At 30.1% G+C, this 12,305-nt stretch carries 16 protein-coding genes; 13 read left to right on the top strand and 3 right to left on the bottom strand.

Annotated elements, in window-relative coordinates; all coding sequences use genetic code 11:
• Positions 1 to 85: 85 nt before the first annotated feature.
• Positions 86 to 946: a MerR family transcriptional regulator gene (locus B5E87_RS01005; protein WP_087243048.1), complete on the bottom strand. Its 861-nt coding sequence runs from the start codon at positions 944 to 946 to the stop codon at positions 86 to 88.
• A gap of 161 nt (positions 947 to 1,107) precedes the next feature.
• On the opposite strand from B5E87_RS01005, the gene B5E87_RS01000 reads away from it, so the two are divergent.
• Positions 1,108 to 1,485, top strand: coding sequence for a DUF3795 domain-containing protein (locus B5E87_RS01000; protein WP_087243109.1), 378 nt, complete (start codon positions 1,108 to 1,110; stop codon positions 1,483 to 1,485).
• Positions 1,486 to 1,793: 308 nt separating this feature from the next.
• On the opposite strand, the gene B5E87_RS00995 is transcribed toward B5E87_RS01000, so the two are convergent.
• Positions 1,794 to 2,225: a hypothetical protein gene (locus B5E87_RS00995; protein WP_241147101.1), complete on the bottom strand. Its 432-nt coding sequence runs from the start codon at positions 2,223 to 2,225 to the stop codon at positions 1,794 to 1,796.
• A complete protein-coding gene (locus B5E87_RS15360) occupies positions 2,189 to 2,335 on the bottom strand; it encodes a helix-turn-helix domain-containing protein (RefSeq protein ID WP_241147100.1) in 147 nt (48 codons plus the stop codon). Before B5E87_RS15360 ends, B5E87_RS00995 begins: the two co-directional genes overlap by 37 nt.
• A gap of 399 nt (positions 2,336 to 2,734) precedes the next feature.
• On the opposite strand from B5E87_RS15360, the gene B5E87_RS00990 reads away from it, so the two are divergent.
• From B5E87_RS00990 to B5E87_RS00935, 12 genes are all read left to right on the top strand, one after another.
• Entirely contained in the window at positions 2,735 to 3,613 is an 879-nt protein-coding gene (locus B5E87_RS00990) for an SPL family radical SAM protein (protein WP_087243046.1), read from the top strand.
• 28 nt (positions 3,614 to 3,641) lie between these two features.
• Entirely contained in the window at positions 3,642 to 4,337 is a 696-nt protein-coding gene (locus tag B5E87_RS00985) for a GyrI-like domain-containing protein (protein WP_241147099.1), read from the top strand.
• A 20-nt stretch (positions 4,338 to 4,357) separates the two neighbouring features.
• Positions 4,358 to 4,792: a GNAT family N-acetyltransferase gene (locus B5E87_RS00980; RefSeq protein ID WP_087243044.1), complete on the top strand. Its 435-nt coding sequence runs from the start codon at positions 4,358 to 4,360 to the stop codon at positions 4,790 to 4,792.
• A gap of 36 nt (positions 4,793 to 4,828) precedes the next feature.
• The gene (locus tag B5E87_RS00975; RefSeq protein WP_087243042.1) at positions 4,829 to 5,440 is read left to right on the top strand and encodes a tyrosine-protein phosphatase; all 612 of its coding nucleotides are present in this window, start codon (positions 4,829 to 4,831) and stop codon (positions 5,438 to 5,440) included.
• A 75-nt stretch (positions 5,441 to 5,515) separates the two neighbouring features.
• Positions 5,516 to 5,791 (top strand): HPr family phosphocarrier protein, encoded by a 276-nt coding sequence (locus B5E87_RS00970; RefSeq protein ID WP_087243040.1) that lies wholly within the window; start codon positions 5,516 to 5,518, stop codon positions 5,789 to 5,791.
• Positions 5,792 to 5,899: 108 nt separating this feature from the next.
• On the top strand, positions 5,900 to 8,203 hold the full coding sequence (locus B5E87_RS00965) for an anaerobic ribonucleoside triphosphate reductase (RefSeq protein ID WP_087243038.1): 2,304 nt from the start codon (positions 5,900 to 5,902) through the stop codon (positions 8,201 to 8,203).
• On the top strand, positions 8,184 to 8,714 hold the full coding sequence (gene nrdG, locus B5E87_RS00960) for an anaerobic ribonucleoside-triphosphate reductase activating protein (protein ID WP_087243107.1): 531 nt from the start codon (positions 8,184 to 8,186) through the stop codon (positions 8,712 to 8,714). The genes B5E87_RS00965 and nrdG overlap by 20 nt, the downstream gene beginning before the upstream one ends.
• A gap of 64 nt (positions 8,715 to 8,778) precedes the next feature.
• Entirely contained in the window at positions 8,779 to 9,561 is a 783-nt protein-coding gene (locus tag B5E87_RS00955) for an HAD family hydrolase (protein WP_087243036.1), read from the top strand.
• Positions 9,561 to 9,803, top strand: coding sequence for a hypothetical protein (locus B5E87_RS00950; protein WP_087243034.1), 243 nt, complete (start codon positions 9,561 to 9,563; stop codon positions 9,801 to 9,803). Before B5E87_RS00955 ends, B5E87_RS00950 begins: the two co-directional genes overlap by 1 nt.
• 12 nt (positions 9,804 to 9,815) lie before the next feature.
• Positions 9,816 to 10,805: a dipeptidase gene (locus tag B5E87_RS00945; protein ID WP_087243032.1), complete on the top strand. Its 990-nt coding sequence runs from the start codon at positions 9,816 to 9,818 to the stop codon at positions 10,803 to 10,805.
• A gap of 259 nt (positions 10,806 to 11,064) precedes the next feature.
• A complete protein-coding gene (locus tag B5E87_RS00940) occupies positions 11,065 to 11,457 on the top strand; it encodes a putative periplasmic lipoprotein (RefSeq protein WP_087243030.1) in 393 nt (130 codons plus the stop codon).
• Positions 11,454 to 12,278: a MurR/RpiR family transcriptional regulator gene (locus B5E87_RS00935; RefSeq protein WP_087243028.1), complete on the top strand. Its 825-nt coding sequence runs from the start codon at positions 11,454 to 11,456 to the stop codon at positions 12,276 to 12,278. The genes B5E87_RS00940 and B5E87_RS00935 overlap by 4 nt, the downstream gene beginning before the upstream one ends.
• The last annotated feature ends 27 nt before the right edge of the window (positions 12,279 to 12,305 follow it).

The following is a 12,305-nucleotide window of genomic DNA, read 5'->3' as shown; positions in this document are numbered from 1 at the left end:
GTCTCTTAACAAAGTTGTAAATCATTATTTATAAATAAAATGACTTTGATAAAAAAACAATCACTCATATAAAGGTGATTGTTTTCTATTTAGTATTTCTTTTTAATGCCTTTTTTAATATCTTTAAACCAAAGATATCTTTTTTCTCATTTTTTTCTTTATTTTGATAGACTTCACTGTAATATGCAAAGTTATCTCTAGGATTATCTAAATGATATTTTTTTGCCCAATCTTTAAAATGATTATTAATATAATTATTTAAAGCAACAGGATCATGTTTTTCATGATAAAGTTCAATAAGGTGAAGTGGATCATAGACTGTAATGTTATTTTTTAGAATATAATCAAACATATCAACGACAAGTTTATTATTTAAAATAGAATATGAATATGTATCATTTAATGTCACAATATCTAAATCAATAAAATACTGAAAGAAAACTCCGCCTATTCCATATGCGCCAACACCTGCATGACCTACTGACATAGAACTATACATGGAAATGTTTATTTGTTGTATTTGAGATAAAGGGACAATCACTTCATTATATTTTATATGATCATCATTAAGATAGAGAGTATCATAACCTTTCCATTGATCAAGAGTTTGATTATCAAATGACACTTTCACTCTTCTTCTTTTAATATAATCATTTATTTTTTTGTCTATGTCTTCTAACTTCTTTTTAGAGTTAGAAATAAATTCTTTTTTTGATTCTAGTGCTTCTCTTATAGAGAGTTTGTTGTTGAAAATAAGTTTAATATCATCTATGGATACTTCCATAGAACGTAATAATAAAATTGTTTTTAAAATATTAATATCTTTTTGCATGTAATTTCTATAATTATTTTCATTTCTTTTTGGATGAATAAGACCTTCTTTTTCATAATAGATTAATGATTGTTTTGTGATACCTAACATTTCTTCGACTTCATGTGTTGTCATAGTTTTTTCCTTCCTTTCCAATTTTACTTTACACTATATGCTAGCAATACTGTCAAGATTTTTTTCTATAAAAATTAATACTCTTTTCATTTGTGTGACAATGAACAAGATATTTAAAAATGTGTTATGATATTTTTATAAATGAAATGGAAGTGATTCTTATGAGTTCTAAAGGATTTGGCTATTGTGGATTAGCTTGTGATTATTGTCAGGATAATCCAAATTGTGTTGGCTGCAAAAAGGGAGGCTGTCCTGAAAAGGAAGCTTGTAAAAACTATCAATGCTGTACATCTAAAAATTATAAGTATTGTTTTGAATGTCCAGATTTTCCGTGTGAAGATAGTATTTTACATAAACTAAGGATAAGAACATTTTGTCAATATATTCAAAGATATGGAGAAGAAGATTTAAAAAAGCATTTGGAAGAAAATTATAAAAAGGGAATTGTATATCATTATCAAAATAAGCATATAGGAGATTATGATCAATTTGACACAGAAAATGAAATAATAGAATTTATAAAAAATGGTAGAAAATAGCTAACATAATAAAAAAATGGGTATATAAAAACCACGTATTCATAAAATGGAACCTTAAAAATAGTATAACAATAAGAGAGCTTCCATACTTTTAAACGTGGTTATCATTTGAAAATGACTATTACTTTTATGGTCTGTATTGAAATTCAGTAATCCATAAGAATTATTTTATGCTGTCAATGAGATTTAATTTCTTGAATATTTGTATAAAATCATATGCCAAATATTTTTTGGCTCATTCATTTGATTTTTTAGTTATTGGATATATATGGGTTTATTATTATCTATATTTTCATGAAATAGAATTTTTAAAGCAGTGCAAGTGTTTGGAAGTAGATGATAATTGTAAATAAACTCATTGATGTTATAACAAAGTATCCAAAATAACTTTTATGTTTTATAATTCCTTCAATCATTTTAATCAAACCAAAGATAAGAGTAAATGGTGCCCAAATAACACCAAAAGATATAAATCCTTCTAAATATGGGAATAGACTAATTATAACAATGAAGAACAATGGTAGAATCACGATAAAAAAGAGAATAAATTTATATGTCATAAAAGCTTCCTGATCAGTGATTTTATCTTTCATTAAATCAATAATTAATTCATTAGATTCATTTAATAAATCTTTTTTCTCACAATATTCTCCCAACAATAATTCTTGTATTTCTATATCTAAGCATTGGCATAAAGGAATAATCAATGAGCTATCTGGTAAATTGATGCTCTTTCCCATTTGGATATTGATTTATCTGTAACACCAATTAATTCAGCCAATTCTTTTTGAGTCATGTTTTTTTCTTTTCTACAAGATGCAATAAATTTTCCTACTTTTTTTATATCCATATCTAAAACCTCCTCCTAACTGAATTATAAAACATTTCAAAGTGTAAGTATAGAAACGGAAAGTAGAATGAGTGGAATTTAAGTTCTTATGAGTGAAATAATCAGCTTAATTCTCTCGGTTTAGTGCGATAGTTAATGAAAAAATAAATATATCTAAGTTTTAGATGTTTATTATTATACAAATGTTTCTACAGATGATTGAATCATTGATTATATTCTTTAAAAAACTAAGATTTCATAAATGTCAAAATATAAATATACGTTATGACTGGTTATTTGATATAATTTCAATAGATTCATTATGAAAAAGCTATATTTTTTAGATAAATATTTGACATCAAGGATAGTGTTAAAAAATGTGATGAATTTTCAAAAACAATATATGAAAGGAAAATATTTATGCATTATAAAAAAGTAAAAGGGATTTTATCTTCGTCAAATGGAATGAACTTATATCGAGGATGTACTCATGGCTGTATATATTGTGACTCAAGAAGTCATTGTTATCATATGGAACATGATTTTGAGGATATTGAAATTAAAGAAAATGCTATTGAATTGCTGGAACAGACTCTAAAAAGAAAACGATCAAAGTGTATGTTGAGTACAGGTTCTATGACAGATCCCTATATTCCTCTTGAAAATGAAATAGGTTATATGCGAAAGGCATTATCATTAGCGTATAAGTATGGTTTTGGTTTTACTTTCATCACAAAATCTAATCGTGTATTAAGAGATTTAGATTTATTAAAAGCGATTAATGATAAAACAAAATGTGTTGTACAAATGACATTAACAACTTATGATGAAGATTTATGTCAAATGATTGAACCAAACGTCAGTACAACTCGTGAAAGAGTGGAAGTCTTAAAGCAACTTCGTGATGCAGATATTCCAACGGTTGTCTGGCTTTGCCCAATTCTTCCATTTATTAATGATACGAAAGAAAATATTATAAGTATTTTAAATGATTGTATTGAAGCCAAGGTTTATGGTGTTATCTGCTTTGGGATGGGGTTAACACTTCGTGAAGGTAATAGAGAATATTTTTACAATCAGTTAGATCATTTGTTTCCTTATATGAAAGAAAAATATATACGAACTTATGGAAATCAATATCAACTTTATAGTTTAAAGAATCATCAGTTAATGGAGATTTTTCATCAGATGTGTGAGGAACATGGCATTATACATGATAATAAACAGATATTTGAGTATTTAAAGAAATTTGAAGATAAAACGAAAAATGTTCAATTGAGCTTATTTGATATAGACTGATAAAAGATGTAAGAATGAAGAAATATTTATGTTATTTTCTATAAAAAATATTCATGGTAAAATAGGATTTGTAAGTAAAGGAAGTGAAATGATGACTTTTGATTATAAAAAAGAATATAAGGAATTTTATATGCCTAAAAAGAAACCCAATATTATAACAATACCTCCAATGAATTATCTGGCAGTCAAAGGGAAAGGAAATCCTAATGATAAAAATGGAGATTATCAACAAACCATTAGTCTTTTATATAATATAGCTTATGCAATTAAAATGAGTTATAAAAGTTCGTATCAGATAGATGGCTTTTTTCAATATGTTGTTCCACCATTGGAAGGTTTCTGGTGGCAGGAAGGAGTCAAAGAAATGGATTATCAAAGAAAAGATGATCTGCAATTTATCTCTTTGATTCGATTACCAGATTTTGTCAAAAAGGAAGATTTTGATTGGGCTATTCATACAGCAACGCAAAAAAAGAAACAAGATTTTTCAAGGGTGGAATTTTTAACCTATGATGAAGGGCTGTGTGTGCAGTGTATGCATATTGGCAGCTATGATAACGAACCTCAAACTGTATCACTGATGCATGAATATATGGAAAGTATGGGTTATGAGCTGGATATTCATGATCATAGATTTCATCATGAAATTTATTTAAGTGATCCTAGAAAAGCAAAGGTTGAAAAATTAAGAACAGTGATTAGACATCCTATCAAGAAAAGATAGTAGAAAAGGGGAAAAGTGATATGAGTTGTTATATAAGACAGTGTCAAATTGATGATGTTGAAGATATTTATCAATTAAATAAAGAAGAAATGGCTTATGACTATCCTATAGAACTTACAGCTAAGAAAATAATGGCTTTATGTCAGTCGTCATGTGATCGCATTTTTGTTGCAGAAGAAAGTGGAAAGGTTATTGGATATGTTCATGCTAATAACTATGATACGCTTTATTTTGGATACATGAAAAATATAATGGGAATTGCTGTAACATCGTTACATAAACGTCATGGTATAGGTTCTTTACTTTTGGCAGAGATAGAAAAATGGGCACATGAGGATAATGCTATAGGTATTAGATTGGTTTCTGGTGGAATGAGAAAAGGTGCTCATGAATTTTATCGTAAGAATGGTTATATTCACGAGAAAGAACAGATCAATTTTAAAAAATATTTTTAACATATAATAATTTTTTTGTGTTATGGAGGTGTATAGATGAGTTCGCTATTTGAAAATACTTGTAATACAAGGTTATTATTTAAAAATGATACACGTTTTATAAGAAGTGATGTACCTATAAAGTTAACCGAAGATGAAATACAATGGCTCATTCATCATAATGTACGTACTATCTTTGATTTACGCAGTGAAAATGAACGTTTCAAGCAACCAAGTTTATTTGAAAACGATACACATTTTATTTATCATCATACACCAGTAACAGGAGGTCAACATATTCCACGTACTCCTGAAGAAGTCAGTTTATCATATATTCATATGGTAGATGAAAACATGTGGAAAATTATATACATGATGCTTCATGCTTCTACGCATGTCCTTTATTTTTGTAATGCTGGTAAGGATCGAACAGGAATTGTGTCAGCGATTTTAATGCTTTATTTTGGAATGGATCATGAGAGTATTGTTGAGGATTATTTGATATCCAAAGATAATTTACAAAAGAGATTAGAAATGTATGTTCAAAATCATCCTCATATAGATATGAATGTGATTACACCACAACGTGAATATATAGAACAATTTTTAGAAGAATTTGAACAGCTATATGATTTACAAATGATTAAAAAAATGGAAAATAATTTTTAATTGAAGAGTCATATTTTTTCAAATCTCCAATATCTTTATGTTATAATAATAGTATGAGTAAAGGAGGAATTTGATATGGCTCAAAATTTAAAATTTACTGTTACAGATCCAGTTGGTTTATATGCAACACCTACAACTGAATTGGTTAATACTGTGAAACAATTTTATTGCCATGTAACATTAAATTATGGTAATAAAAGTGTCAATTTAAAAAGTATGATGGGAGTTTTATCTTTAGGAATTCCAACGAAAGCACAAGTTGAAATTATTACTGACGGTGAAGATGAAAAAAAAGCAATTGAAATAATTAAAGATAAAATTAATGAATTAGGAATTTCAACAATTGAATAGTTATATAGGGTATTCAGTGATGAATACCTTTTTTTGTAAGGGGAATCATTCAAAAGATTTGAGAAAAACGAAGAGATGTGAGATACTAAACAAAAGGGGGTTTGATTCATGATTCAATACATTAGAAAAAGAGATGGACGTATGGATGTCTTTGATGTCAATAAAATTGCAGGAGCTATTTATAAGGCGTTCCAGGCAACAGAAGCAAAATATGGTCTAGATGCAGCTATTCATTTGGCACATATTGTAGAGCAGAAATTAGAGGATCGTCATACAGAATTGCCAACAGTAGAGCTGGTACAGGACACTGTAGAGGAAACATTAATAGAAAAAGGGTATGTACGTATTGCAAAAGCTTATATTTTGTATCGTGCTGAACGTACACGTTCTAGAGATCGAAAATCACGTTTAATGAAAACATTGGAAGAAATTACTTTTCAGGATGCTAAGGATAGTGATTTAAAACGAGAAAATGCGAATGTGAATGCTGATGCTCCAATGGGAACAATGTTAAAATATGGGGCTGAAGCAGCCAAACAGTTTAATGAGATGTTTGTTTTAAATCCTTTACATAGTGCAGCACATCGTTCTGGCGATATACATATTCATGATATGGATTTTTTGACATTGACAACAACCTGCACCCAAATAGATATTATTGATTTGTTTAAAGGTGGTTTTTCAACTGGTCATGGAGTTTTGCGTGAACCTAATAGTATTACGACATATTCTGCTTTAACTTGCATTGCGATTCAATCTAATCAAAATGATCAGCATGGTGGACAGGCTATTGTGAATTTTGATTATGGAATGGCTGAAGGAATTAAAAAATCATATCGTAAGTGGTATTTGAAAGCTATTGAAGAAGCATTAACATTATTAACTGATGTCAATGTTGCAGATGTTATGGCACAGTTGAAATCATTAGATCATCAGCCTTCTTTAAGTTGTCAAAATTATGCTATAGAAGAAAAAGATGTATTGATGCATAATCATATATCTCCACAAATTATTGAGCGTATTCAAAAATTTGCAAGTGAAAGAGCATATCAGGATACTGATAAAGAAACGTATCAGGCTATGGAAGCATTAATTCATAATTTAAATACGATGAATTCTCGTGCAGGAGCACAAGTACCATTTAGTTCATTGAATTATGGCATGGACACATCAGTTGAAGGAAGAATGGCTATTCGTAATGTCCTTCTTGCAACGGAGGCTGGCTTGGGTGGTGGAGAAACACCTATTTTTCCAATTCAGATATTTAGAGTTAAGGAAGGCATTAATTATCAAAAAGGTGAACCTAACTACGATTTATTCCAATTAGCATGTCGTGTTTCAGCAAAGCGTTTATTTCCTAATTTTTCGTTTGTTGATGCAACGTTTAATAAACAATATTATAAAGGAACACCAGAAACAGAAATTGCATATATGGGATGTCGTACTAGAGTTATGGGGAATATTTATGATCCAACTCGTGAGATTTCTCCAAGACGTGGGAATTTAAGTTTTACTTCTATTAATTTACCTCGTTTAGCGATTAAATCAAAAGGTGATATTGATGAATTCTTTATTAAGCTGGATCAATTAATAGATTTATGTATAGATCAATTATTAGAAAGATTTGAAATTCAGTGTAAAAGACGTGTGATGAATTATCCATTTTTAATGGGACAGGGTGTTTGGCTTGATTCAGAAAAATTAAAATCAACAGATGAAGTCAGAGAAGTATTAAAACATGGGACTTTAACGATTGGATTTATTGGTTTAGCCGAAACATTAAAATCTTTGATTGGTTATCATCATGGTGAAAGTGAAAAGGCACAAATTTTGGGATTACAAATTGTAGCGCATATGCGTCGTCGTGTTGATGAAGCCTGTCAGAAATATCATTTAAACTTTTCTTTAATCGCCACACCTGCTGAAGGATTATCAGGGCGTTTTGTAAAACTAGATAGACAATTATATGGAAAGATTGAAGGAGTCACAGATCGAGAATACTATACGAATAGTTTTCATGTTCCTGTTTATTATCCAATCAGTGCTTTTGATAAAATAAGAATTGAAGGACCTTATCATGAACTCACAAATGGAGGACATATTAGTTATATTGAAATGGATGGTGATCCAACAAAGAATTTACCAGCTTTTGAAAAAATTGTAAGAGCTATGCATGATGCCAATATGGGATATGGGGCTATTAATCATCCTGTTGATCGTGATCCTGTTTGTGGATATAATGGCATTATTAATGATGTTTGTCCTCAATGTGGTCGTAAAGAAGCACCTCATGAAGAATTTGAAAGAATTAGACGTATCACAGGTTATCTTGTAGGAACGCTTGATCGTTTCAATGATGCCAAAAGAGCAGAAGAAAAAGATCGTGTTAAACATGGAATCAACAAAGATTAGACTATATGGTGTTGTTCATGATTCAATTGTAGATGGGCCTGGTTTACGTTATACTCTATTTACACAAGGGTGCTTACATCATTGTCCTGGCTGTCATAATCCTGAAAGCTGGGATATAAATGGTGGATATGAAGAAGATATTGAAACAATTGTTGCTGATATTTTAAGTAATCCACTTTTAGATGGTATAACCCTTTCTGGAGGTGAACCATTTTTACAAGTGAAGCCTTTGAAAATATTGGTTTCTCAAATCAAAGCTCAAACTTCTTTACATATTATGATTTATAGTGGATATATCTATGAAGACATTCTTAAACTTGGACAGGATGCCATTGATTTATTATCATTATGCGATACATTGGTAGATGGACGTTTTGTATTATCACTACGTAGTTTAGAATTGATTTATAAAGGTTCATCTAATCAAAGAATCATAGACATTCATAAAAGCCTCCAACAAGGACGTGTTTATGAACAAAAGGTGAGTGAATATGGAGAATTTATTGATTGAATAAATTCTCTTCTTTTTATAAAAGTTATTTTACTGTATAATAAAAAAGACAAGGAGGACAAGTATGAAGCCATTATTATGTTTTGATGTTGATGGTACATTAAGAGATAATGTTCATCATCAAGTGTCGTTATCAACACAAAAGGCGTTACGTCTATTAAAGAAAAATGGATATCATATGATTATTTCCTCAGGGCGAGGAATTGATTCATTAACACGAACAGGACTTATGGATATGTTTGAATGGGATGGATTTGTTTGTAATAATGGTCAGGTTGTTTTAGATGCCTATAAAAAAGAAATTTTTCACGCATCCATGGATCCTCAGGCCGTACAGGAAGTTTTATCTATAGCGAAACAATATAATTATGCTGTGACATTAAAATCTAAGCAACGTATTATTTCTAAGGAACCTGATGAATATGTTTTGCAGACACAAAGATATTTTCAAAATCAGATTCCTCCAGTAGGAACATATTGTGGTCAAGAAGTCGATGCGATGATTGTATATGGACCACTTGGCTATGATTATGCACCTTTTCAAAAAGTATCTGGAGTTCATGTTTTGCCTGGAGAATCTACATATGCTGATATTACAATTGCTGGATTATCAAAAGCAACAGGAATTCAAAAACTGATGCATTTATTAGGACTTCAGGAATATATTGCTTTTGGAGATTCTTTAAACGATGTCGATATGTTTAAACATGCCTCTCAAAGTGTGGCAATGGGGCAAGGAAATGAAAAATTAAAATCTATCGCTACTTTTATTACAAAACCTATTGATGAAGATGGTATATATTATGCATGTCTTCAACTGGGATTGATTCAAGAAGGAGAGTTATAATGACAAAAGAAGAAGCAACAAAAAAAGCACATCAAATGAGCGCATATTTAGAAAGTGAGCAGGCTGATGAACAAACACATGATTTTGATGATTTATGGCAAAGTCTCTATGATATTTGTCAGCTGGCGACTTATGGAATTGTAGAATTAACGCCAGAAGAAATAAATGAAGCAATAGACTGGCTTAAAGAAACACAATCACTCACAAAATTATATCAGACAACAGAAATTTATTTTTCATAGGAGGGATTGGAAATGAAAGTTGTTGATATGCATTGTGATACAATTTCTGAGATATATTTACAAAGACAATCAAATCAAGATATATCATTAAAACAGAATAACCTGAATATAAGTTTAGAAAAAATGCAACAAGGTGATTACCTTTTACAAAACTTTGCCATGTTTACACCTTTGCATAAAACTGATAATCCTTTTCAATATGCGCATGATCTGATAGACACTTTTTATCATGAAATGAATCAGTATTCAGATATGATAGGCGTCATTAAAAATTATCAGGATATTATCAATAATATGAATCAGCATCGTATGAGTGCTATGTTAACGCTTGAAGAGGGTGCTGTTGTACAAAATGATCTTCACTATTTACAACATTATTATGATTTAGGTGTGCGCATGATTACGCTCACATGGAATTTTTCTAATGGTATAGGTTATCCTAATTTTTCAAGAGATGATGACAATCATGGCTATCATGCCTGTGATACAAAAAATGGTTTAACTGAATTTGGCAAGGCATATGTTCAAGAATGTGAACGTTTAGGAATCATTATTGATGTTTCACATCTTTCAGACGCTGGATTTGAAGATGTTTATCGTTTGACTACTAAACCGTTTGTCGCTTCACATTCCAATGCGAGAAGTGTTTGTCCACATGCGCGTAATTTAACTGATGAGATGATTTTAAAACTCGCAAGTCGTGGTGGAGTCATGGGGATGAATTATGCTGCTGACTTTTTAACAGAAAATGATGAAGAAAAGTGTTTATCAAAAATAGATGATATTGTCAAACACATTTTATATATTAAAAATTTAGCTGGTATTGACTGTATTGGTTTAGGAAGTGATTTTGATGGTATTCCACCATATTTAGAATTAAAAGATGCCTCTTATCTTCCAAAGTTAGAACAGGCATTAAAAGAAGCGGGATTATCATCGTTGGAGATTGAAAAAATATTCTTTAAAAATGTTTTGAGAGTTTATCAAGATATTCTTCAGTAAATAAAAAAGCAGATAGGTGGGAGTCCTCATCTGCTTTTTTGATATCAGTTTGGGAAAGGATATCATGAAGTAGTCAAATTTGAAGGGAAAACAAATTATTTTTGACTACACATATAATCTAACACATTATTTTGTATAAAATTTCATGCAATTGTCAAAAAATATGTGATTGTTTTTGATGTTACATAAATGGGACTATATTTCATAAATCATTTTGTGATATAATCATATAAAGTCGAAATATGGAGGTTAGCTCTTTATGAAAAAGTGTGTAATGTTTTTGATATGTGTGTTTTTGTTGGTAGGTTGTCAAGTTCATTCCTCACAACCTCTATCATCTCAATCTCATGAAAAACCACTTGATAGAAAAGTTTATCAATATCATGATTATCTTTTATATATTTATGAAAACGATGAAAAGCAAAAGGGTTTTACTTTTGAATTTGAACTCAATCAATCTGGAATCGGGGATTTTGCTACTTATCAGGATGATTCTCATCAACAGGCAACATGTATACTATCTCATCAAAAAGACTGCCAATTGACATTTACTTTTGGCAAGGATTATGTTATTGTGAAAACAACTGATGAAGAAAATTATTTGAGTGCTGATTTGTCTGGACATTATGTATTACAGGAGGATTTATCGTGAAGAATTTGTTTTATAGACTGATTATCTTTTTAGATACAGCTCAAGAAAATGATACCAATTATAATATTGCCTGGTTCATGGCTAATAATTTTTATCGTATTGCGAATATGCGTATTAGTGAGTTGGCCGCAGAATGTTTTGTTTCACCAGCAACGATTTCACGTTTTTGTCGTGCTTTAGGCTATGAAAATTTTGCGCATCTTAAACAGGAATGTTATACATTCCATTCACATGATAAAAAATTCAATAATCTTATTAATATTTCACTCGAAACAATGAAGGATTCTCCTTTACAGGCAACGCAACAATATATCCAACAAGTTATTCAATACATTTCTGACTTACCAAAGTTTTTAGATTGGAATGAAGTTGATGCAATCTTAAAATTAATTCATGATAGTGAATCAGTTGCTTTTTTTGGTACACAATTTTCACAAAGTGCAGCTTTACACTTACAAACAGATTTACTGATGTTAGAAAAGTTTACAATGGCATATATGGATTCTTCACGACAGCTAGAATGTGCAAAACAATTAAATCAAAACAGTGTAGCAATTATTATGACTGTTAATGGATATTTCGCAAACAGTAATGCAAAGATTTTACAGTATATAAAAAAATCAGGATGTCAGGTTGTTTTGATGACTTGTCATCCACAGTTGGATTTAAAAATACCAGTTCATCATAAGTTAGTATTAGGTCAATCTAAAAACAGAAAAACAGGTAAACATAGTTTGTTAACTGCAGTAGAACTTATGTCACTGAGATATTATTGTTTATATTATCCTTCACTTCAAGAATTAAAGGGGCATCTTCTTTAATTCTTTTTTTCTTGTGGTAGGATAGAA

Source organism: Massilimicrobiota sp. An142, from assembly GCF_002160725.1.
In the GTDB taxonomy this organism is placed as follows: Bacteria; Bacillota_I; Bacilli_A; order Erysipelotrichales; family Coprobacillaceae; genus Allocoprobacillus; species Allocoprobacillus merdigallinarum.
This window is presented reverse-complemented; position numbering and strand designations above follow the sequence as displayed.